The sequence below is a fragment of the Pseudomonas sp. MUP55 genome, from assembly GCF_034043515.1.
Taxonomy (GTDB): Bacteria; Pseudomonadota; Gammaproteobacteria; order Pseudomonadales; family Pseudomonadaceae; genus Aquipseudomonas.
On record NZ_CP138214.1, the window covers coordinates 1,489,260 to 1,511,691 of the forward strand.

Annotated in this window: 22 protein-coding genes; 6 read left to right on the top strand and 16 right to left on the bottom strand. The window is 61.1% G+C overall.

The genetic code is table 11. From position 1 onward, the window contains the following. Nucleotides 1–120: 120 nt before the first annotated feature. Nucleotides 121–957, top strand: a complete 837-nt coding sequence (locus SC318_RS06630) for a peptidoglycan DD-metalloendopeptidase family protein (protein ID WP_320430128.1) — start codon at nucleotides 121–123, stop codon at nucleotides 955–957. 105 nt (nucleotides 958–1,062) lie between these two features. After that, complete coding sequence (rpoS, locus tag SC318_RS06635; protein ID WP_320430129.1) at nucleotides 1,063–2,070, top strand: RNA polymerase sigma factor RpoS; 1,008 nt, start codon at nucleotides 1,063–1,065, stop codon at nucleotides 2,068–2,070. A 220-nt stretch (nucleotides 2,071–2,290) separates the two neighbouring features. Here rpoS and SC318_RS06640 read toward each other — a convergent pair whose 3' ends face one another. Further along, nucleotides 2,291–2,500, bottom strand: coding sequence for a cold-shock protein (locus SC318_RS06640; RefSeq protein ID WP_002554837.1), 210 nt, complete (start codon nucleotides 2,498–2,500; stop codon nucleotides 2,291–2,293). 388 nt (nucleotides 2,501–2,888) lie between these two features. On the opposite strand from SC318_RS06640, the gene dcd reads away from it, so the two are divergent. Both dcd and SC318_RS06650 read left to right on the top strand, forming a co-directional pair. Beyond that, the gene (gene dcd / locus SC318_RS06645) at nucleotides 2,889–3,455 is read left to right on the top strand and encodes a dCTP deaminase (RefSeq protein WP_003172320.1); all 567 of its coding nucleotides are present in this window, start codon (nucleotides 2,889–2,891) and stop codon (nucleotides 3,453–3,455) included. 108 nt (nucleotides 3,456–3,563) lie between these two features. After that, entirely contained in the window at nucleotides 3,564–3,761 is a 198-nt protein-coding gene (locus SC318_RS06650; protein ID WP_057723177.1) for a hypothetical protein, read from the top strand. A gap of 18 nt (nucleotides 3,762–3,779) precedes the next feature. Here SC318_RS06650 and pdeM read toward each other — a convergent pair whose 3' ends face one another. The 14 genes from pdeM to SC318_RS06720 all read right to left on the bottom strand — a co-directional run bounded on the left by pdeM (nucleotide 3,780) and on the right by SC318_RS06720 (nucleotide 18,634). Then, nucleotides 3,780–4,430, bottom strand: coding sequence for a ligase-associated DNA damage response endonuclease PdeM (pdeM, locus tag SC318_RS06655; RefSeq protein ID WP_320430131.1), 651 nt, complete (start codon nucleotides 4,428–4,430; stop codon nucleotides 3,780–3,782). After that, on the bottom strand, nucleotides 4,430–6,910 hold the full coding sequence (locus tag SC318_RS06660) for a ligase-associated DNA damage response DEXH box helicase (protein WP_320430132.1): 2,481 nt from the start codon (nucleotides 6,908–6,910) through the stop codon (nucleotides 4,430–4,432). The genes pdeM and SC318_RS06660 overlap by 1 nt, the downstream gene beginning before the upstream one ends. A 57-nt stretch (nucleotides 6,911–6,967) precedes the next feature. Then, nucleotides 6,968–7,732 carry an ABC transporter ATP-binding protein gene (locus SC318_RS06665; RefSeq protein ID WP_320430133.1) on the bottom strand — a complete coding sequence of 255 codons (765 nt, stop codon included), beginning with the start codon at nucleotides 7,730–7,732 and terminating at the stop codon, nucleotides 6,968–6,970. 13 nt (nucleotides 7,733–7,745) lie between these two features. Then, a complete protein-coding gene (locus SC318_RS06670; protein WP_320430134.1) occupies nucleotides 7,746–8,864 on the bottom strand; it encodes a succinylglutamate desuccinylase/aspartoacylase family protein in 1,119 nt (372 codons plus the stop codon). A gap of 9 nt (nucleotides 8,865–8,873) precedes the next feature. After that, nucleotides 8,874–9,584: an ABC transporter permease gene (locus SC318_RS06675; protein WP_124385473.1), complete on the bottom strand. Its 711-nt coding sequence runs from the start codon at nucleotides 9,582–9,584 to the stop codon at nucleotides 8,874–8,876. After that, the gene (locus tag SC318_RS06680; protein ID WP_306491936.1) at nucleotides 9,581–10,309 is read right to left on the bottom strand and encodes an ABC transporter permease; all 729 of its coding nucleotides are present in this window, start codon (nucleotides 10,307–10,309) and stop codon (nucleotides 9,581–9,583) included. The genes SC318_RS06675 and SC318_RS06680 overlap by 4 nt, the downstream gene beginning before the upstream one ends. A gap of 57 nt (nucleotides 10,310–10,366) precedes the next feature. Next, on the bottom strand, nucleotides 10,367–11,146 hold the full coding sequence (locus SC318_RS06685; protein ID WP_306491937.1) for a transporter substrate-binding domain-containing protein: 780 nt from the start codon (nucleotides 11,144–11,146) through the stop codon (nucleotides 10,367–10,369). 312 nt (nucleotides 11,147–11,458) lie between these two features. Further along, nucleotides 11,459–13,093 carry an ATP-dependent DNA ligase gene (locus tag SC318_RS06690; RefSeq protein ID WP_320430135.1) on the bottom strand — a complete coding sequence of 545 codons (1,635 nt, stop codon included), beginning with the start codon at nucleotides 13,091–13,093 and terminating at the stop codon, nucleotides 11,459–11,461. Next, nucleotides 13,090–14,094: a ligase-associated DNA damage response exonuclease gene (locus tag SC318_RS06695; RefSeq protein WP_320430136.1), complete on the bottom strand. Its 1,005-nt coding sequence runs from the start codon at nucleotides 14,092–14,094 to the stop codon at nucleotides 13,090–13,092. The genes SC318_RS06690 and SC318_RS06695 overlap by 4 nt, the downstream gene beginning before the upstream one ends. A gap of 201 nt (nucleotides 14,095–14,295) precedes the next feature. Then, nucleotides 14,296–16,737 carry a penicillin acylase family protein gene (locus tag SC318_RS06700; RefSeq protein WP_320430137.1) on the bottom strand — a complete coding sequence of 814 codons (2,442 nt, stop codon included), beginning with the start codon at nucleotides 16,735–16,737 and terminating at the stop codon, nucleotides 14,296–14,298. A gap of 222 nt (nucleotides 16,738–16,959) precedes the next feature. Continuing rightward, nucleotides 16,960–17,160 (bottom strand): SEC-C metal-binding domain-containing protein, encoded by a 201-nt coding sequence (locus SC318_RS06705; protein ID WP_003189235.1) that lies wholly within the window; start codon nucleotides 17,158–17,160, stop codon nucleotides 16,960–16,962. Further along, the gene (locus SC318_RS06710; RefSeq protein WP_320430138.1) at nucleotides 17,157–17,639 is read right to left on the bottom strand and encodes an LEA/WHy family protein; all 483 of its coding nucleotides are present in this window, start codon (nucleotides 17,637–17,639) and stop codon (nucleotides 17,157–17,159) included. The genes SC318_RS06705 and SC318_RS06710 overlap by 4 nt, the downstream gene beginning before the upstream one ends. A gap of 22 nt (nucleotides 17,640–17,661) precedes the next feature. Next, complete coding sequence (locus SC318_RS06715) at nucleotides 17,662–18,132, bottom strand: YchJ family protein (RefSeq protein WP_306491941.1); 471 nt, start codon at nucleotides 18,130–18,132, stop codon at nucleotides 17,662–17,664. Between the two features lie 4 nt (nucleotides 18,133–18,136). Next, nucleotides 18,137–18,634 (bottom strand): DUF6231 family protein, encoded by a 498-nt coding sequence (locus SC318_RS06720; protein ID WP_124385481.1) that lies wholly within the window; start codon nucleotides 18,632–18,634, stop codon nucleotides 18,137–18,139. 174 nt (nucleotides 18,635–18,808) lie between these two features. Between SC318_RS06720 and SC318_RS06725 the strand changes: the two genes are divergently transcribed. After that, nucleotides 18,809–19,567, top strand: coding sequence for a collagen-like protein (locus SC318_RS06725; protein ID WP_320430139.1), 759 nt, complete (start codon nucleotides 18,809–18,811; stop codon nucleotides 19,565–19,567). Between the two features lie 79 nt (nucleotides 19,568–19,646). On the opposite strand, the gene SC318_RS06730 is transcribed toward SC318_RS06725, so the two are convergent. Next, nucleotides 19,647–20,111, bottom strand: a complete 465-nt coding sequence (locus SC318_RS06730; RefSeq protein ID WP_320430140.1) for a CopD family protein — start codon at nucleotides 20,109–20,111, stop codon at nucleotides 19,647–19,649. A gap of 99 nt (nucleotides 20,112–20,210) precedes the next feature. Between SC318_RS06730 and dinG the strand changes: the two genes are divergently transcribed. Then, nucleotides 20,211–22,355, top strand: a complete 2,145-nt coding sequence (gene dinG / locus SC318_RS06735) for an ATP-dependent DNA helicase DinG (protein WP_320430141.1) — start codon at nucleotides 20,211–20,213, stop codon at nucleotides 22,353–22,355. Nucleotides 22,356–22,432 lie beyond the last annotated feature (77 nt).

The following is a 22,432-nucleotide window of genomic DNA, read 5'->3' on the forward strand; positions in this document are numbered from 1 at the left end:
ACATGATGAATCTTTCGTTTCAGTCAGGTGCCGGTAAAAAGCCATTGCCCAGTTATACTTGCGACACATTTCAAGCCTGATACAGGCGTTAACGTTCAGCCACCACAAAGGGAGCGGCGGGTGAGTCTCACAGGTCCTGCGCAGCGAATGAGTAAAACAAGCTTTCAGCGACTGGTGCTTGGCCTTGTCTTGAGTTCCTTACTGGCAGCCTGCTCGAGCACGCCATCCGGCGGCGCGCGGGTGGTTGACCGCACTAATGCGACGCCGCAAAGGCCGACCGTGACCACTGGCCAGTACCTGGTGCGCAAGGGCGACACGCTGTTCTCGATTGCCTTCCGTTATGGTTGGGATTACAAGGCGCTCGCAGCTCGTAACAATATTCCGGTGCCTTACACGATCCATCCCGGGCAGACGATCCGCTTCGATGGCCGCTCCGGTTCGGCGTCTACGGCAGTTGTGACAAAGTCAGGATCTTCGCCTTCCTCTTCCAGCAAAACCACCGTCATTACTCGGCCTGCAGGCACCGTTGCGCCTGCGGTTGCGGGTAAGCCGGCACCCGCGCCGTTGCCACCTGCAGGGCCTGCGCCGACCGGTTGGGGATGGCCTTCCAACGGCGTATTGATTGGAAAATTCTCTTCAAACGGCAGTTTGAATAAAGGCATTGATATCGCCGGGGATTTGGGACAGCCTGTTTTAGCTGCGTCTGATGGGACAGTGGTGTACGCCGGGAGTGGTCTACGGGGCTACGGCGAGCTGGTCATCATCAAACACAGCGATACCTACGTCAGTGCCTACGGTCATAACCGCAGGTTGTTGGTTCGGGAGGGGCAGCAGGTCAAGGTCGGACAGACAATTGCCGAAATGGGTTCAACGGGTACAGACCGGGTGAAACTGCACTTTGAGATTCGCCGCCAAGGGAAGCCTGTAGATCCACTGCAATTCCTACCCCGCCGTTGATGTGTTGCCAGCCTGTTCCCTCACGTAGAAGGAACAGGCTCCAGCGTTGCCAAGGATAAAGGCGTCGCTTGAGCTTGAGGTCGAACTCACCAAAGGACTATAACAATGGCTCTCAGTAAAGAAGCGCCGGAGTTTGACATCGACGATGAGGTTCTCCTGATGGAGGCCGGTATCGCTACGGAATCGATGTCAGATAATGAGGGTGCGTCACCACCTTCAGTTCGCACCAAATCCAAAAACTCCTCCGCGTTAAAGCAACACAAGTACATTGACTACACGCGGGCGCTCGACGCGACCCAGTTGTACCTCAATGAAATCGGCTTTTCCCCTCTGCTCACCCCTGAAGAAGAAGTCCATTTTGCGCGTCTGTCGCAAAAAGGGGATCCGGCTGGGCGCAAGCGCATGATTGAAAGCAACCTGCGCCTGGTGGTCAAGATCGCCCGGCGCTACGTCAATCGTGGATTGTCGCTGCTGGACCTGATCGAGGAGGGCAACCTGGGCTTGATCCGGGCGGTGGAGAAATTCGACCCTGAGCGGGGCTTTCGCTTCTCGACCTATGCTACCTGGTGGATTCGCCAGACCATCGAACGGGCGATCATGAATCAGACCCGCACGATCCGGTTGCCGATCCATGTGGTCAAGGAGCTCAACGTGTACCTGCGGGCCGCACGTGAGCTGACACAGAAACTCGATCATGAACCTTCGCCCGAAGAAATCGCCAACCTGCTGGAAAAACCGGTAGGGGAGGTCAAGCGCATGCTTGGCCTGAACGAGCGCGTGTCTTCGGTCGATGTCTCGCTGGGTCCGGATTCGGATAAAACCTTGCTGGACACCCTGACGGATGATCGCCCAACAGATCCGTGTGAGCTGTTGCAAGATGATGATCTGTCCCAAAGCATCGACCAGTGGCTGTCGGAACTCACCGACAAGCAGCGTGAAGTGGTGATTCGCCGCTTCGGCCTGCGTGGCCATGAGAGCAGCACCCTGGAGGACGTAGGCTTGGAGATCGGCCTGACCCGTGAGCGGGTTCGACAGATCCAGGTAGAAGGTCTCAAGCGCTTGCGCGAGATCCTTGAGAAGAACGGCTTGTCGAGTGAGTCGTTGTTCCAGTAGCGCTGCAGCTTGAATGCTTGAATGCTTGAATGTGGGAGGGGGCTTGCCCCCGATAGCAGTGGGTCAGTCAATATAGCTATCGACTGATGCGCCGCTATCGGGGGCAAGCCCCCTCCCACATTTTTTTGTGCCTGGCATTGGGTTGGTGTGAATGCCAAATCTCAGGCATAAAAAAACCCCGCTTTTAAGGGCGGGGTCTTTTCGACTAAGTCAGTACAAGTTAGATAACTTGAACTTCTTCAGCTTGCATGCCTTTCTGACCGCGGGTAGCGATGAAAGAAACCTGTTGGCCTTCTTTCAGGCTTTTGAAGCCGTCGGATTGGATAGCTTTGAAGTGAACGAACAGGTCGTCACCGGATTGTGGAGTGATGAAGCCGAAGCCTTTTTCATCGTTGAACCACTTAACGGTACCAGTTTGGCGATTAGACATGGTGTAACTCCTTGAACAAAGTTAACTGCGACTCAGGAAAAGCCCTGGCCGAGACTGAGTGCAAAGAGCAGGAAAAATTCTTGGAGATGGTTGGATCGAAATTCAACATATCGTGTAGAGATTCTCAGTGACACAAGCAACACAGTGACGCCACCTTAACCCTTTTTCCGGAACGTGCCAATGGTATTTCCGAAGGTTTCTCTATTTTCGTGACTGGCGGTGGTATTTATTGTCCCGCAAAGCCGCCGCAAGAGTCCCGGCCCCGCTGGCTGCGGGTTACAGACGCGCATGCATTCGTCATTAAAAGCCCTGCGCCCTTTGAACCCCACCGCCGGCCCCGGTAAGATGCCCCACAGAATTTTTCCACCTCGCTATTCAGGACATCGCCATGAGCATCAAATCGGACAAGTGGATTCGCCGCATGGCGCAGGAACACGGCATGATCGAACCGTTCGTTGAGCGCCAGATTCGTGGCGAAGGCGACGATCGTGTGATTTCGTACGGCGTTTCCAGCTATGGCTACGACGTGCGTTGCGCCGATGAATTCAAGGTGTTCACCAATATCAACTCGGCGATCGTCGATCCTAAGAACTTCGACGAAAAAAGCTTCGTCGACGTCAAGAGCGATGTCTGCATCATCCCGCCAAACTCCTTCGCCCTGGCCCGCACCGTGGAGTTCTTCCGCATTCCACGTGACGTATTGACCATCTGCCTGGGTAAGAGCACCTATGCCCGTTGCGGCATCATCGTCAACGTGACCCCACTGGAGCCCGAGTGGGAAGGCCACGTGACCCTGGAGTTCTCCAACACCACCACGTTGCCGGCGAAAATCTACGCCAACGAAGGCGTGGCACAGATGCTGTTCCTGCAGTCCGACGAAGCGTGCGAAGTGTCCTACAAAGACCGTGCCGGCAAGTATCAGGGCCAGCGCGGCGTCACTCTCCCACGCGCTTGAGCGAAAGCTCCTACGGCTCAAGGGAATTAGTCTGCGAAAATCGACTCTATCTAGGTGTACTGCCTCGGCGCGTGTAGAACGCGTCGAGCCACGCTTGAGGAGTGCCCTATGAAGATCAACCCGCGAATCAGCGCAGAACTTGCCCGGCTTGAACCCAACCAGATTGGCGTTCTGGCCTGGTCCTTGATGGCCGATCCTGCTTATGCGGGCGGCATCCCCGGCCAACCTGAACCGGACTATCCGCAGCCCACCGAACCCGGTGAACCGACCCTGCCGGATGAGCCGCCTCCCTCGCCCGTCGCGTGATCGCGGGCGCATTGCGCTTCACCGAACCGGCCAGACCTGATGATCGCCGATCACAAAAATGCGGCGTTCATCGTCCAGCTCAACCGCGTAACCGCCGGTAAAGGCGCCAAACGCCGGCAACAGGCTTACGCCCTTGCCAATCTGGAAGCACGGCAGGCGTAAGCTCTGGCGGCCTTTGCCGCGCAAGCGGTACACCGGATGAACATGCCCTGCCAGCACATGATGGGTGGGGTGGGCGTCGGGTTCGTGTTGCAAGGCGAATGGCCCCATCAATAAAGGTTCCGGTACCACGTCGATGTGCAGATCAGCAGGCGGATCGCCCGCGCGTTGATCGTGATTGCCGCGAATCAGCGTGATCGGCAACTCGGCATTTCGGGCGCGCCATGCTCTGAGCGCGCCCAGTGTGCCGCTGGCATGGGAGCCGGGCCCGTGCAGGAAGTCGCCGAGGAAGATGACCTGGGCGCAAGTGAACGCCGCCAATAAGCGATCCAGGCGCTGCAGGTTCTCGCTCGTGGTGCCTTGCGGCACCGGTTGCCCGAGGCTGCGATAGGCCGAGGCCTTGCCGAAGTGCGCGTCGGCGATCAGCAGGCTTTGGCGCGCTGGCCAGTAGATCGCTCTGTCCGCCAGCAGCCACAATTGCTCACCCTCAAGCGTTACCGAACACACCATTAAACCTTTCCTCTGTCCGCGACTTTTTCCAGGTCCTTGACCATTCGTGCGATGCGCTCCGAGAGCTTTTCCGAACTCAGGCTTTCGCGCATGCGCTCCACCAGCAGCGGGAAAGCCAGGGGTGTAGGCCGCTGGATCACATGCAAGTCCAGTTGCAGCGCCGACAGACGCAGCAATGTCTCTTCCAGTCGCTGAATATCCAGTTCATTGCGCAGGACTTCTTCTGCTGCCTGGGTCAGCAGCAGGTTCTGCGGGTCGTATTGTTTGAACACTTCGAAGAACAAACCACTGGAGGCCTGAACCTGTCGCGTGCTTTTTGGCGCACCGGGGTAACCGGCGAACACCAAACCGGCAATGCGCGCAATTTCCCGAAAGCGCCGCAACGCCAGCTCACCGGCGTTGAGGCTGGCTGCCACATCCGTCAGCAAATCCTTTGGGCTGAGCAGCGCCTCGTTCAACCGTTCGGGCCAGTCCACCTCGGTGGCACTGAGCAGCTCCAGCCCATAATCATTGACGGCAATGGAGAAGGTCACCGGTTGCCGGCGACTGACTCGCCAGGCCAACAGGCTCGCCAGCCCCAGATGCACCTGACGCCCGGCGAAGGGGTAGAGAAACAGGTGCCAGCCTTCGCGCGACTTGAGCACCTCCGCCAGCAAATGGTCACGGGTCGGCAGGCCGGACCAACGCAGTTGTGTGAGCAAAAGCGGCTGCACCGCCAGCATCTCCGGGCCCTCGAACCGCCCCTGAGCCGCCTCGTCGAAGCGCTCGATCACCGCCTGCGCCAGCTCATTGGAAAGCGGCATGCGCCCGCCATTCCAGCGTGGCACGGCGGCTTTTTTCGCAGCGCTGCGGCGCACGTAGGCGGTCATGTTTTCCACGCGCACCAACTCCAGCAGGCGCCCGGCAAACAGAAAACCGTCCCCTGGCTTGAGGCGGGCAATAAAGCCTTCCTCGACGCTGCCCAGGTTCTTGCCACCACCGCCTTTGCTCCAGTACTTCAGATGGATACTCGCATCGCTGACGATAGTGCCCACGCTCATGCGGTGGCGGCGCGCCAGTCGAGCATCGGGGACGCGCCAGATGCCGTGCTCATCGGGCTCTACGCGGCGGTAATCCGGATAAGCGGTGAGCGACAGCCCGCCATGGCGCACAAAAGCCAGCGCCCAGGCCCAGTCGGCTTCGCTCAGCTCGCGGTAGGCCCAGGCGCCGCGTACCTCTGCCAACTGTGCATCGGGAGTGAATCCGCCGCCCAGGGCCATGCTGACCAAATGCTGCACCAACACATCCAACGGCTTGTAGGGAGATTCGCGGGCTTCGATACGTCGCTGGGCTATCGCATCCTTTGCCGCGGCTGCTTCCACCAGTTCCAGGCTGTGGGTCGGCACCAGTGTCACCCGGGATGGCCGACCTGGGGCATGCCCCGAGCGGCCGGCGCGTTGCATCAGGCGCGCCACGCCCTTGGCCGAGCCGATCTGCAGTACCCGCTCCACCGGCAGGAAATCCACGCCCAGGTCCAGGCTGGAGGTACACACCACCGCCTTAAGTTGGCCTTCTTTGAGTGCGCGCTCCACCCAGTCCCGGGTCTCCCGCGAAAGCGAGCCGTGATGCAGCGCAATCAGGCCTGCCCAGTCCGGCCTGGCGTCCAGCAGGGCCTGGTACCAGATTTCCGACTGCGCCCGGGTATTGGTGAACACCAGGCAACTGCTGCTGGCGTCCACTTGCTCCACCACTTGGGGCAGCATCTTCAAGCCGATATGCCCGGCCCAGGGAAAACGTTCGGCGACGGGCGGCAGCAGGGTATCGACCAGCAGCTGTTTAGCCGTTTGCCCCTGTACATTGATCCCGCCGCCCTGTGGGACTAACACCTCCAGCGCGTGAGCCTGATTACCCAAGGTCGCGGAAATACCCCACACGAGCAATTCGGGGTGCCAACGCCGCAGCCGCGCCAACGCCAATTGCAGTTGCACGCCGCGTTTATTGCCGATCAGCTCATGCCATTCGTCCACCACCACCATGCGCAGGTGCCCCAGGCTGACCTCACTGTCGGCGCGCGCCAGCATCAGCGTCAGGCTTTCCGGGGTGGTGATCAACGTGGTGGGCTGGCGGCGGGTCTGGCGGGCGCGTTCGCTGCTGCTGGTGTCGCCGGTACGCAGGCCAACAGTCCAGGGTATCTGCAATGCCGCCAGCGGCGCTTCAAGGGCACGCGCGGTGTCGGCAGCCAGGGCGCGCATCGGGGTGATCCACAACACGGTCAGTGGTTCAGCCGGCGCCTTGCGCTTGCCTGCAACGGGTGGGCGAATCATGGCGAAACGATTGAGGGCGGCGAACCACAGCGCGTAGGTTTTACCCGCGCCGGTGCTCGCATGCAGTAAACCTGACTGGCCGTCCTTGACGGCCTTCCACACCTCTTTCTGAAACGCGAACGGACGCCAGCCTCGGGTAGCAAACCATTGTTTTGCGAAATCGACGGGTTTTGCCATGCGGCAGCTGACGCTCTGGAGGCTCTATTGCACAGACACTCCAGGCGTCACAAAGGTTTACTTCAAGTTGCCGCTCAGAAACTGCTGCAGGCGTTCGCTCTTCGGGTTGCCCAGCACGTCCGCCGGCGCACCTTGCTCTTCCACCAGGCCCTGGTGCAGGAACAGCACCTGGCTTGAGACCTTGCGCGCAAAGCTCATTTCGTGGGTCACCATGATCATGGTGCGGCCTTCTTCGGCCAGGCCCTGGATGACCTTCAACACTTCGCCCACCAGCTCCGGGTCCAGTGCCGAGGTGGGCTCATCGAACAGCATTACCTCCGGCTCCATCGCCAGCGCGCGGGCAATCGCCACCCGTTGCTGCTGGCCGCCGGACAGAAACGCCGGGTATTGATCGGCCACCCGCGCTGGCAGGCCGACCTTGTCCAGGTAGCGACGGGCGCGGTCTTCTGCGTCTTTCTTGCTGCACCCCAGCACCCGGCGAGGGGCCATGGTGATGTTTTCCAGCACGCTCATGTGGCTCCACAGGTTGAAGTGCTGGAACACCATGGCCAGCCGCGTGCGCAAGCGTTGCAACTCGGCATCGTCGGCTACGCGCATGCCGTGGCGGTCGCTGACCATGCGGATCGCTTGACCGTCCAGGGTCATGGCGCCGTCGTTGGGCGTTTCCAGGAAGTTGATGCAGCGCAGGAACGTGCTCTTGCCCGAGCCGCTGGCGCCGATCAGGCTGATCACGTCACCGGTCCTGGCCTTGAGCGAGACACCTTTGAGCACTTCATTGTCGCCATAGCTTTTATGCAGGCCTTCAACGGTCAATTTGTACATGGAGCGTGCATCCTCAAGGCGAAAGTAGGTAGCCGCTGCGGTAGGCCTGTGCGCCTGCGACATGGCTGATGACCATCCCGGCAGTGGCCATGCGTCGCAGTGAGCGGGCGTAAAGCAGGCCGGCATTGCGGCAATGCACGGGCGTTACGCGGTCGGTAATGGGGTCGATGATTTCGGCGATCAGTTGCCCGGCTTCCAGGTATTCGCCCGGCAAGGCGCTGAACACCAGCAAGCCGCCCACGGGGGTGGTCACCGGCTCCACACCGGCCAGGGGCGTGGCCGGGTAGGCCAGCGCGGGCAGTGGCGCCGCGTCGCCTTCGATGGCACCGAAGTGAATCAGGTAATCGATGATCGCCTGGCAGTCCAGGGCCGCCAGGCCGTGGTTGACGTCGCCCTGGCCGCGCAATTCGACCGTCACGGAAAAACTGCCCAGGGGGATCGGGAAGCGCTCGCCGAAGCGTTGCTGCAACTGCCACCACACCAGGGTGAAACATTCATCGAAGGACTGCCCGCCGGAATCGGTGGCCAGCAGGTTGGCCTCCGAGCCCAGGTAACGCGCCAGCGGTTCCACCTGTGGCCAGGCCTCGGGGGTGGTGTAGAGGTGCGCCACCGCTTCGAAATCGCAGTGCAGGTCCAGCACCATGTCGGCCTCGCACGCCAGGCGTTGCAGCACCAGGCGTTGGGACTGCAATTGAGTCGACGCGGTTTGCGTGGCCAGGGCGTCGGATAACGCGCTGCGGATCAATTGGGCGTTGCGCTGGGCGTCATCGCCCAGCAGGCCCTCGACCTGATCGCCGACTCTGTCGCTGAGGTCGACGAACAGGCGATTGAAATTCTGCCCGCTTTCCAGCTCGTAGCGGCCCAGGGGGATGTCCATCAGCACCTGTTCCAGCCCCACGGGGTTGGCGACCGGCACCAGTACGATTTCGCTACGCAAGCGGCCGTCGACCGCCAGCTGTGCCAGGCGCGCCTTCAGGTGCCAGGCCACCAGCATGCCCGGCAGTTCATCGGCGTGCAGTGACGACTGGATGTACACCTTGCTGCCGGCCTGTTCCGGGCCGAAGTGGAAACTGTGAATCTGCCGCGCCGTGCCAGGCACCGGTGCGATCAGGTCATGTCGCTGATGACGCATGAACACTCCTTAATGGCTCGGCCCGAGAAAGGCCAGCCAGCGGCGTTCGGCCAACCGAAACAGGCCGACCAGGGCGAAGGTTACGGCCAGGTAGATCAAGGCGGCGATGCCAAATGATTGAAAGGTCATGAAGGTCGCCGAGTTGGCGTCCCTGGCGACTTTGAGGATGTCCGGAATGGTGGCGGTAAACGCCACGGTGGTCGAGTGCAGCATCAGGATCACTTCGTTGCTGTAGTAGGGCAACGACCGGCGCAGCGCCGAGGGCATGATCACATAGGCATACAACTTCCAACCGCTCAGCCCGTAGGCCTTGGCCGCTTCGACTTCGCCGTGGGCCATGCTGCGGATCGCCCCGGCGAAAATTTCCGTGGTGTAGGCGCACGTGTTGAGGGCGAAGGCCAGGATCGTGCAGTTCATCGCATCGCGAAAGAACGCATCGAGCACCGGCTGTGCGCGCACGGCGGCGATGCTGTAGATGCCGGTGTAGCAAATCAGCAGCTGGATATACAGCGGCGTGCCGCGAAACAGGTAGGTGTAGAACTGCACCGGCCAGCGCACCAGGCGCCTGCGCGATACACGGGCGATAGACAGTGGAATCGACACCAGAAAGCCGATCACCAATGCGGCGCTGAGCAGCCACATGGTCATGGCCAGGCCCGTGATGTGCTGGCCGTCGCTATAAAGGAACGGGCGCCAGTACTCCTGCAAAAGCTCGATCATCGTACGGCCTCCCGTGAGCCTGCGGCGTAGCGCCGTTCAAGACGGCGCAAGACAAAATTGGAGGCGCTGGTGATCAGCAGATAGATCAGCGCGGCGATGACCAGGAAGTAGAACAGTTGGTACGTGCTCTTGCCGGCGTCCTGGGCCGCCTTCACCAGGTCGGCCAGGCCGATGATCGACACCAGCGCCGTGGCCTTGAGCATCACCATCCAGTTGTTGCCGATGCCCGGCAGGGCAAAGCGCATCATCTGCGGGAACGTCACGTAGCGAAACCGTTGCCCGCGCTTGAGCCCGTAGGCGGTGGCGGCTTCCAGCTGACCACGCGGCACGGCGAGAATCGCGCCTCGGAAGGTCTCGGTAAAATACGCACCGTAGATAAAGCCCAGGGTGATGACCCCGGCGCTGAATGGGTCGATCTCGATGTATTCCCATTCCATAAAATCGGTCAGGCCGGTCAGCCAGGTTTGCAGGCTGTAGAAAATCAGCAGCATCAACACCAGGTCGGGTACGCCGCGAATCAAGGTGGTGTAGAGCTGGGCGGGGATACGCAGGAAGGGCAGGCTGGACAGCTTCGCGCTGGCGCCGAGCAGGCCCAGCAACACACTGACGGCCAGGGACAGCACCGACAATTTGATGGTCATCCAGGTGCCTTGCAGCAACAGCGGGCCGAAACCCTTCAAGCTGAACGCGCTCAGCCCGAGAGTTTGCAACAGATCTTCAAACATAAATCAGGACCTATGGCGATAAAAAAGCGCCCCTTCAACAAAGGGGCGCCATGGGCATTATTTGCCGCTGTACAGGTTCAGATCGCCGAAGTGTTTCTTCTGGATGGTGGCGTAGGTGCCATCATCGTGTAACGCTTTGATACCTTTATCCAAAAGCGCCTTGAGCTCAGTGTTACCTTTTTTGATACCGACCGCGGTTTTCGACGGCAGCAACGGGTCGTCGATTGCAGCGCTGACTTCGTAGTCAGCACCGGCCGGGGACTTCAGGAAACCCAGCTCAGCCTGCAGCATGTCCTGCACGGAAGCATCGAGACGGCCGGAAGTCAGGTCCGCATACACCTGATCCTGGTTGGCGTAGGCCTTGGTGGTCACGCCAGCCTTGTCCAGCACAGCCTTGGCGTAGGCTTCCTGGATGGTGCCTTGCTCGTAACCCACCGATTTGCCCTTGAGCGACTCTGGGGTCGAATACCCGGCGCCTTTCTTGAACACCAGAGACGTTGGGCCGGAGAACAGCTCGTTGGAGAAGTCGATAGCCTTTTCGCGCACCGGGGTCACGGTCATGGAAGAAATCACGCCGTCGAACTTGTTGGCTTTCAGGCCTGGAATCATGCCGTCAAAGTCGCTTTCAACCCACTTGCACTTGACCTTCAGTTCCGCACAAATGGCATTGCCCAGGTCGATGTCGAAGCCCACCAGGCTGCCGTCGGCGGCTTTGGATTCGAATGGCGCATAGGACGGATCGACACCGAAACGCAATTCCTTGTATTCCTTGGCGGTTGCAACACCTGCAGCCATGCACAGAGCCAGTGCAGAAAGGGTCAGCAATGCTTTTTTCATTATGTATTCCCTGGAAACCAAGATAAGCGCTTGTGGCGCGTTTAGGACTGTTACTGAACGGTGTCAGACGGATCCCAGGTAGCAATTTCTGCACCATAGTGCCGAATGATCGTTTTAAAAGATCGGATGAGGGATTTTTAAGCGTAGGAAATGCCCCATTAGTGGGCGCTGATAGAGTAGTGCACCATTTAAGATCGAACGGAAATCCAAATGTGGGAGGGGGCTTGCTCCCGATAGCAGTGGATCAGGCACAAATGCTGTGACTGTCACACCGCCATCGGGAGCAAGCCCCCCTCCCACAATTGATTTGTGTCAGATCAGTAAGTCCTGCAACGTGGCGAGGCTGTCGGCTTCTTCCACCGGCTTGTCCTGGCGCCAGCGCAACATCCGCGGAAACCGCACCGCAATCCCGCTCTTGTGCCGCTTGGACAGGGCGATGCCTTCAAAACCCAGCTCGAACACCATGCTCGGCGTCACGCTGCTGACCGGGCCGAATTTTTCCACGGTGGTTTTGCGCACGATCGCGTCGACCTTGCGCATTTCTTCGTCAGTCAGCCCGGAATACGCCTTGGCGAACGGCACCAGCGTGCGCTCGCTGCCCGGCGGACCGTCCCACACCGCGAAGGTGTAGTCGCTGAACAGGCTGGCCCGTCGACCATGGCCGCGCTGAGCGTAGATGAGCACCGCGTCGACGTTGAACGGGTCGACTTTCCACTTCCACCACAGGCCCATGTCCTTGGTGCGGCCGACGCCGTACAGGCCTTTGCGATCCTTGAGCATCATGCCCTCGACACCGAGGCTGCGGGAGGCTTCGCGTTGTGTTGCCAACGCCTCCCAGGTAGGCCCTTCAAGCAACGGCGAGGGCAACAGCACGGGTTGGTTACACGCGGCGATCACCTGTTCCAGCTGCGTGCGCCGTTCAGACAGGGGACGGTTGCGCCAGTCTTCGTCCTGAAATTCCAGCAAGTCGTAGGCGAGCACCGCCACCGGCGCATCCTCAAGCACTTTTTTGCTCAGGGTCTTGCGGCCGATCCGCTGCTGCAACAGAGCGAAGGGTTGCACGGCGTCCTTCCAGACCACGATTTCACCGTCGATCACCGTGCCGTCCGGCAAACCACTGACCAGGCTGTGAAGCTCGGGGAAGCGTTCGGTCACCAATTCTTCGCCACGGGACCAGACCCACAGACGGCCTTCACGCTTGACCAACTGCGCGCGGATGCCATCAAACTTCCACTCCACCTGCCAGTCGGCGGGGGCGCCAAGCAGGGCATCAAACTGCTCCACCGGTTGCGCCAAACCGTGGGCGAGAAAAAACGGATACGGCTGCCCGCCGCGCTGGGCATGTTCGTCGCTCGATTCGACGGCGATCAGCTTGAGGTAGCCCGCCGCAGTGGGGCGATTGGACAAGTCGGTGTAGCCCACCAGCCGCTGGGCCACGCGCTTGCTGTCGAGCCCGGCCATGGCGGCAAGCGCGCGGGTGACCAGCAGTTTGGACACGCCCACGCGAAAGCTGCCGGTGATCAACTTGATGCACACCATCAGGCTCGGTTGATCCAGCTGCGCCCACAACGCCGGCAAACGTTCGGCCAGATCAGCAGGCGCCAGGCCACGCAGCGGTAATAGCTTCTCTTCCAGCCACACCGCCAGGCCATCTTCAGAGGTGTAGGTCGATTCGGGCAGCAGCAGGGAAATCGTCTCCGCCAGGTCGCCGACGGATTGGTAGCTTTCCTCGAACAACCACGGCTCGATGCTCGCCGCTTCGGTCGCCATATCCCTGAGCAGGCGCGTGGGTACCAATTGTCGTGGCCGCCCACCGGAGAGGAAATACACCGCCCATGCTGCATCCTGCGGCGGTGCCTGCTGAAAATAGTCTTGCAATGCCGCCAATTTGGCGTTGCTGGAAGTGGTCGCGTCGAGGTTGGCGTACAGCTCGGCGAAAGCTTTCATGCGCTGGCCTCTTCTTCGTCATCGCCGTATTCGGTGCTGAAACCTTGAGCATCCAGGCCTTTCTCGCGCAAATGGCGCACCAGTACGCCCACCGAGCCGTGGGTGACCATTACCCGTTCGGCGCCGGTCTGTTCGATTGCCCACAACAGGCCGGGCCAGTCGGCGTGGTCCGACAGCACAAAGCCACGGTCGACCCCGCGGCGCCGCCGAGTACCCCGCAGGCGCATCCAGCCACTGGCGAAAGCGTCGCTGTAGTCGCCAAAGCGGCGGATCCAGGTGCTGCCACCGGTGGAAGGCGGGGCGATGATCAGTGCCTGGCGCAGCAGCGGGTCGTTTTTCTTGAAGTCGCCGGCGTACAGGGTTTCCGGGATGTAGATACCGGCTTCGCGGTATACCCGATTCAGCGGCTCGACGGCGCCGTGGCTGAGGATCGGGCCGATGCTGGCGTCGATGCCATGGAGAATGCGCTGGGCCTTGCCGAACGAATAGCAGAACAGCACGCTGGCTTTGCCGGCGGCGACATTGGCCTGCCACCAGTCATTAATGCCCGCGAAAATCTGTGCCTGCGGCTGCCAGCGGTAGATCGGCAGGCCGAAGGTCGATTCGGTGATGAAGGTATGGCAGCGCACTGGCTCGAAGGGCGCGCAAGTGCCATCGGGCTCGACCTTGTAATCGCCGGACGCGACCCAGACTTCGCCCTGGTATTCCAGGCGCACCTGAGCTGAGCCCAGCACATGCCCGGCCGGATGAAAACTGATGGTCACACCGTGATGCACCAACGGCTCGCCGTAGGCCAGGGTTTGCAGGTTGATGTCCTGGCCCAGGCGCGAACGCAGGATGCCTTCGCCGGGTGCGGCGGCCAGGTAATGCTGGTTGCCGGTACGGGCGTGGTCGCCGTGAGCATGGGTGATGACGGAACGTTCCACCGGGCGCCAGGGGTCGATGTAGAAATCACCGGCGGGGCAGTAGAGGCCTTCGGGTCGGGCGATGACAAGGTCCATGGGGTGACCGGGGAGGAGGGCTTATCATTTAGGAGGATATGACGGTGAGAGAAGTTCTATCTGAATGCATGGGGTCCAGATGTGGGAGGGGGCTTGCTCCCGATAGCGGTGTGACAGTCGACACATCCATTGACTGAACTACTGCTATCGGGAGCAAGCCCCCTCCCACATCTGGATTCGGTTTCTTCTGAGAAAACCGGGTTACTTGCCGGGTGTCAGGGTCAGCCGGTTTTTTCCGTACACCTTGTCAAAGTTCTGCGGCTGCATCGGGAAGCTCAGGTATTGCGCCTTGAGCGACGGGTCGATGCCGTTGGCATAGTTCGGGCTGGCCGGGTTGCCGGACTGGCCGATGCCACCCTGGCCCATCATCGGTTCCGGCTGGCCGAAATCGACGATCATGCGCAGCGCCGACGTCTGGCTCACGTTGAAATCCTGCCCCCAGCTGTACGGCGCCGAATTCAGGGTGTTGTGGTCGCCGCCGCTGGCGAACGGGCCACGGATGACCTGGCCGCTGGTGTTCTTCCAGGTGATGGTGTGCAGCTTGCCCCACTGCCAGGTCTTGTGATCGGTACCCAGCAAACTGTCGCCGCTGCTGATCGCAGCGGCCAGGGTACGTGCCAGGATCGCCGGCTTGTCTTCCTTGAGCGGCGTGCGTGTGTCATCCCAGAACGGGCTGTCTTCGCGGCCCAGCAAATGGTCGGCAGTGGCTGCGTAGGAGAGGTTGGCGTTGCTGACAAAGGCGTTCCAGCTGGCGCTGTGTTCGGGGCCGAGTTTGTCGAGGAAGATCTGCCTGGCGCTTTCCTGCAGGAACAGCTCGTACACGGCCGCGTCGGCGGAGGTTGGCGCAAGGCGCCCATCGAAGGCCATCAGCCGGCCGAGTGCTTCGCGTGCCTTGGGCTGTTCGGCGGCAGGCAGCGCATCGATGGCCTGTTTCAGCGGCTGAGCCATGCCCGGCGCCTGGAACATGCCCTTGAGTTTGGCGGCGAAGGTGGTGGTCTGGTCGTATTGCATGGCGATCAGGCTGCGGCTGTCATGCTTGCCGGCATTGGCCAGTTGCGCCAGGCGCTCGCTGCGCTCCGGTGCCGCCCAGGAATTGGACAGCTGCATGCCATAGCCACGCGGGGCGGTGCGCTGGTTGGCGGTGCCGATCCAGCCTTGAGCCGGGTCCTGGTCATAGGGGTGCAGCATGGCGTCGGCGTAACCGTCCCAGTCAAAGCGCGTGTCCCAGCCCGGCGAGGGCAGCAGGCCTTCGCCTTCGCGGCGGTTGGGAAAGCGACCGGTGACCTGCCAGCCGATGTTGCTGGCGTCGGCGAAGATCATGTTCAACGCAATCGCGCGAATTTCGCGGGTGGCGTCCGAGGCCTTGCCGGCGTTTTGCGCGCGGGACAGGTCGAAGAACGCGTCCAGGCTCTTGTCTTCCTTCAAATCGGCGGTTTGCAGGGCCAGGCCAAAACCTCTGGTGAGGGCCTGGCTGCTATTGAGCAAGGCACCGTGGCGGGTTTCGTACACCACTTCGCGAATCGAGCGTTGGCCTTTAATGAAGAAGGTCTCGTTACGCACGCCGGCCGGTAGCCATTTACCGTTGTTCTCGTAGTACAACGCGCTGCCCTGGCGTTTGACCTTCTCCAGGAACAGGTCCTGAGTGTCGCCCTTGACCGCGCTCATGCTCCACGCCACCTTGCCGTTGAAGCCCGACAGCAGGGTGGGCAGACCGGCAATCGACGCGCCGACCGCCTGATATTTCGGCGCGCGGATTTGCACATAGCTCCAGGGTGATGGCGCTTGCGGCTGGGCCGCGATGTCGTTGGCCAGCAGGCTTTTGCCGCTGCGGCTGCGTTGCGGCCCGATGGCCCAGTTGCTGGAGGTGGTAACGCCCAGGGCGTTGAGGCTGTTGAGCTGCTGGCTGACCGTGTCCAACCCGGCCAGGCCGGTGATCTGGCTCAGGTTCACACCCTTGAGTTTGTCGGCTTCGGCCAGCGGGATCGCTTCGTCCGGCGCGCTGGGGATAAGCCAGGCGAGCTTGTCGACACCAACTTTTTGCGCCAGCACCAGCGAAGAAATTTCCTGCTGCAGGTTGCTCGACTCGCTGAAGTTCAGCAGGCAGAACAGCAGCGCCGAATCTTCCGGCTTCCAGTACTCGGGCTTGTAGCCGGTCTGGGCCAGGTCGGTCGGCAGCTTGTCGCGGTAGCGGAACAGGTAGGCATTGACGCCCCGTGCGTAGACTTCAAAGAAGCGCTTGAGCCGCGGCGATGAGGCGTTGTACAGCTCCCCGGCGCTCTTTTTAAGGTTGACCGCGCGCATGAAGCGGTCGACATCGAGCACCTGCGGGCCGGACATTTCCGCCAGGCGGCCCTGGGCCAGCAGGCGCAAGGTGACCATCTGGGTGATCCGGTCGCTGGCGTGCACATAGCCGAGGCTGAACAGCGCGTCGTGGAAGGTGCTGCTTTCGATCAACGGCATGCCCTGAGCATTGCGGCGTATCGAAACGTTTTGTGCGATGCCCTTGATCGGCTGTACGCCGGCCACGGGGGGCAGGGTGTCCTGGGTGTTCTGGAGCTGGCAACCGGCCAGGCTCAACGCACTGGCCACTGCCGCGGCAACGCCGAACCGGGGAATAAAATGTGTAAGGGCTGGCGAGGCCATGGCAAAGCTCCTGCGGGGGGTAGCGTCATTAAAGGCGCTACGTTAGTGAGCGCGGTGAAACGACGCAAGCGGGAGTTTTGTAATTGCGTGAGTACTTGGACTTATGCACAAACCAATGTGGGAGGGGGCTTGCTCCCGATAGCGGTCATTCAGTCAATGTCTACATAGACTGACACACTGCTATCGGGAGCAAGCCCCCTCCCACACGGGATGCTCAATGGCTTAAGCGCCGTGGCACTTCTTGAATTTCTTCTCGCTGCCGCATGGGCAAGGGTCGTTGCGACCTACGTCCTTCAAGGCGTTGCGCACGGGCTCCTGATGAGCGTGGCCGCAGTTCGGGCCGTGGACATGGCCGTGGTCGTGATCATGGTGATCATGATCGTGGTTGCAGTCGGGACCATGGACATGGGGTTGCTGAGTCATCGATGTCGCTCCGGAATAAAATCGCCGGGGATTATCTCGCCATTGTGGGCCACCTGCACGTCATTACCGATGAATAATCCGGTTTTCAGCTCGCCCTCAAGGCGATAGGGCACGGGACGTTCGGGATTTTTCAGCATTTGCACCACATCGCGAATTCGCGGCCACAGGTTGGTGCGCACCGAGACCTTGAAGACTTTATGGCTGCGTGGCGGCACGGTCAGCCATTCGTTGGACTCGCCCTCGGTCAGCACCAGATCGCCCAGGGTGACCTTGTAGATCAGGCCGCGCACGGTCAAGTCGGCGTCGTCGCGGTTGTCCACGCGAAAGTACAGCTTGAACTTCTGCTCCAGCAGCTTGGCCCGCACCACTTCGACGTTGACCAGTGATACGTGGGGCGGCGGCGCATCGTCTTCGAACCACGAGGCGCAGCCGGTCAGGCCCAGGGTTAACGCCAGCATCAAGCTGAAGGTGCGAAGCATTGGCGTAATCCCTGTCAGGTCGTTAAAAGTAGCTGGAACAGCACTTCTTGAATTTCTGCCCGCTGCCGCACAAACATACATCATTACGCCCGGCCTTCACCTCCACCGTCGGATCGATGAAGTACCAACGCCCTTCGTTTTGTACGAAAGATGAGCGTTCACGGTGGCTATGCTCGCCAGTGCTGTCGTGCCAGCGCGCGGTGAAGGTGACGAAAGCGTGTTCCGGCTGGCCGCCGAAAACTTCCGAGCTTTCAACTTCAAGGCCGAGCCAGGTGCTTTGGGCACTCCAGGCGGCAATGGCGTTGCGGTCCAGGCCTGCTTGCTGCGCCGGCAGGGTGGTGCTCACCAGATAGTCCACCAGGCCCAGCACATAGGCGCTGTAACGCGAACGCATCAGCGCCGCGGCGCATGGGGCAGGGTGGCCAGCGTGGTAATGACCGCAGCAGGCGTCCAGCAGGGTGCCACTGCCGCAGGGGCAAATGGATGTGCTCATTGGGTTACCACCAATACTTTCCAAAATTTTCCGGGTTGGCCCAGAAGCGGGCGTTGAGCCAGTCCGGTACTTGTTTATAGTCAAGCAGATCGTAGGTAAACAGCGTGAGCACCTGCTCATCGCGCTGGAATCGCTCACCGGCCTGCAGGGCCAGGGAGAAAAAATCGGTGTCCTTCCAGTCGCAGGCGCCCAGGTCCACCAGCACTGCGATGCGGCTGGCATTGAGGTTGCGAATGCCACCCAGCAACGTCAGACCCTGGGGTTTGGGCAGGTGTTCAAGGCAATCGACCACCAGCGCCAGGTCAAAACGCTGCGCCGCGAGTTCGGCCGGCAGCGGGCCAGGTGGGGCTACGCTGACGAGCACCTCGGGATGGGCCGCTTTAAACGCATCCAGCGCGGGAAACTGGCTGGCGCCCAATAGCAACAGGCGTTTGGGGGCGTGCAGGTCCAGCAGTGCAGCCAGTGCTTGCTGGGGCGTACGGGAAGAAATTCCAGCGGTCATCGCAGATCCTCACATCAGGACCGTAGAGACTAGCGCGGCTGGGCGTGCGGGCCTAGCGCATTACCGCCAATACAGCGGGTGTCTGAAGTTTTTTGATCCTTCACTGGCAAATCGCCTGTAGAAGTCGTTACTGTGCGTCCAAAGAAAAATTTGAAAACACTCGGGAGCCCCATGATGCGTAAGGTTTTTTTGCTGGCCCTGTTGGTCAGCCCCGTTGCCCTGGCCCAGAGTGTCAGCGTCGAGACTAACTCGTTGATGCGCCTGCCCAGCAGCACCAGTGTGTTGCAGCTGGAGCGCCTGGACGTGGCGGACTACGGCACCCTGCTGATTCCGGCCACCATCAGCCAGATATCGGTGGAGCAACTGCATCTGGGGCGTGACGCGCGCATCGCGATTGTCCCTGGCAATACCGCGCTGCAACTGCAGGTGCGCCAGGCTGAACTGGAGCACGGTAGCCAGATCACATCGCGCGGCGCGCCCGGGACCCATGAAAAACCCGCCAAGGCCGGGCGCGACTTGACCTTGCGCATCGAGTCGCTGACCGCCGAAGAGTTGTCGGTGGATGCCCGTGGTGGCGCTGGTGCCCAAGGGTATGCAGGCCTGGACGGCGCCAACGGCGAAGACCCAGGGTGCACGTGGGGTTCGGCAGGGCGTGGGTTCAATGGCGACAACGGCGGCAATGGCCTGCCGGGGGCGGCGGGCGCAGCGGTGCGTGTCGAGCTGCCCCAGGACTTTCCTGGCGACCGGATCAAGGTCTGGGTGGACGGTGGTGCCGGTGGCTTGGCCGGTGTAGCGGGCAAACCTGGCAAGGGCGGGCAGTCCAAGGGCTGCCTGGTGTACCGCGCCGACGGCGGCGAAAAAGGCCGGCCCGGGCTGGAAGGGCAGCCGGGGCCGGTGGGGCCTGCGGGGTCTGTGATTATTCAGCGGCTCTAAAGAGCCACAGCTTCAAGCTACAAGTTTAAAGCTGCAAGTTCAAAACTTGCAGCTTCAGGCTTGAAACTTGGCGCTGTGCTTAAAACATCGGCCGAGCCGAAGCAATCGCCACCACCACCAGTCCCACGATCAGATTGATCCCCACCAACTTGCGGATCTGCCCCAGCGCCGCAGCACCCGCCGCCCAATCCTCAGTCGCCACCGCCGCCTTCAGCGCCGGAAATTTCAGCGCCTGGATGCGGATAAACAGCGCCGTCATCACCAGGTACAAGCCCATCATCACCTGCACATAGCGCGGCGCAGTCTCAAAGCCACTGAAACGCAAGTGCAGCAGGCCGACACCGCTGATCGGCAAAATCAGCACCGCCACCCACACCCAGACAAAAAAACGTTGAAACACATTTGCCCACAGCTTCAGCCGGGCAGGGCCCTCAAGCGCCGCCATGGCGGCGGGGCGCAGGATCATCCAGGCGAAAAACATACCGCCGACCCAGATCAAGGCGGCCAGTACATGCAGGGTGTAAGCGAGGCTAAACGCGGTCATTGTGGTACTCCGTTCTGCGCGGGATTAATTAGCGGGGTATGATAGCGGCCGATCCGAACCACTGAAAATTTATCCAGCGTTTTTTGCGCCCGACTATCCATGATCAGCACTGAACTTAAAACCACGATCCAGGGCGCCTATTCGCGTTTTCTCGAAGCCAAGAGCTTGAAACCGCGTTACGGCCAGCGCCTGATGATCGCCGAAGTGGCGAAAGTCCTCGGGGATATCGACACCGACGACGAGGGCCGCCGCGAGGGCGAACCCGCGGTCGTGGCCGTCGAGGCCGGCACCGGTACCGGTAAGACCGTGGCCTACAGCCTGGCTGCGATACCCACCGCCAAGGCCGCGGGCAAGCGCCTGGTGATCGCCACGGCGACCGTCGCACTGCAGGAGCAGATCGTCTACAAGGACCTGCCCGACCTGATGCGCAACAGCGGCTTGAACTTTACCTTTGCCCTGGCGAAGGGGCGCGGCCGCTACATGTGCCTGTCCAAGCTCGACGTGTTGCTGCAGGAAGGCCACGCGCAGACCGCCACGGCTTCGCTGTTCGAAGAAGAAGGCTTCAAGATCGAGGTCGATGAGGCCAGCCAGAAGCTGTTTACCAGCATGATCGAGAAACTCGCCGGCAATAAGTGGGACGGCGATCGCGACAGCTGGCCCACCGCCCTTGAAGACTCCGACTGGGCGCGCCTGACCACCGACCACAGTCAGTGCACCAACCGCCATTGCCCCAACTTCGGTCAGTGCGCCTTCTACAAGGCCCGCGAAGGCATGGGCAAGGTCGATGTGATCGTCACCAACCACGACATGGTGCTGGCCGACCTGGCTCTGGGCGGCGGTGCCGTCCTGCCGGACCCGCGCGACACCCTGTATGTGTTCGACGAAGGTCATCACCTGCCGGACAAGGCCATCGGCCACTTCGCCCATTACACCCGGTTGCGTTCCACCGCCGACTGGCTGGAAACCACCGCCAAGAACCTCACCAAGCTGCTGGCCCAGCATCCGCTGCCGGGCGATCTGGGCAAGCTGATCGAACAGGTGCCTGAGCTGGCGCGTGAGATCAAGACCCAGCAGCAGTTCATGTTCAGCGCCTGCGAGCAGGTGGCCGACTTCAAGCCCGGCGAAGACGTGGAAGGCCGTGAGCGGCCGCGTCACCGATTTGTGGGCGGCATGATCCCTGAGCATATGCGCGAAATGGGCATTGAACTGAAGAAGGGCTTTTCACGCCTGACCGACCTGTTCACCCGTCTTACGGACTTGCTCAAGGAAGGCATGGATGGCGAGGTCAATATCGGCATCGCCAGCAACCAGGCCGAAGAATGGTACCCGCTGTTCGGCAGCCTGCTGTCTCGCTCCCAGGGCAACTGGGAGTTATGGACGGCGTTCACCGTCGAAGACCCGGAAGACAACCCGCCCATGGCGCGCTGGCTGACCTTGTCGGAAAGCGGTGCGCTGTTCGATATCGAGGTCAACGCCAGCCCGATTCTTGCTGCCGAAATGCTGCGCCGCAACCTGTGGAACGTGGCCTACGGCTGCCTGGTGACCTCGGCCACGCTGACCGCCCTGGGTACCTTCGACCGCTTCCGCATGCGCGCCGGCCTGCCGAAAAAGGCCGTCACGGCGGTGGTGCCGAGCCCGTTCCATCATGCCGACGCTGGCGTACTGCGGGTGCCCGACCTCAAGGCCGACCCACGGGATGCGGCGGCGCACACGGCGGCGATCATCCGCGACCTGCCCGAGCTGGTGGAAGGATCGCGAGGCACCCTGGTGCTGTTTTCGTCGCGCAAACAGATGCAGGACGTATTTGACGGCCTTGACCGCGACTGGCGTAAACAAGTGTTTATCCAGGGCAACCTGTCCAAGCAGGAAACCTTGAACAAGCACAAGGCGCGGGTCGACGGCGGTGATTCCAGCGTGCTGTTCGGCCTGGCGAGCTTTGCCGAGGGCGTGGACTTGCCTGGCGCCTACTGCGAACACGTGGTGATCGCCAAGATTCCGTTCTCGGTACCGGATGACCCGGTCGAGGCCGCGTTGGCCGAATGGATCGAAGCCCGCGGCGGCAACCCGTTCATGGAAATCTCGGTGCCCGATGCTTCCCTGAAGCTGGTGCAGGCCTGCGGGCGCTTGCTGCGCACCGAGCAGGACCGGGGCACCATCACCTTGCTCGATCGCCGCCTGGTCACCCAGCGCTATGGCAAGGCAATCCTGAATGCCTTGCCGCCGTTCAGGCGCGAAATTTCTTAAGCCACCGTGGGCGAACTCGCCCACTTCGTGGTCTATCTCATGTATGTCATCAGGCCAGTCATCGGCCGTTTGGGAGA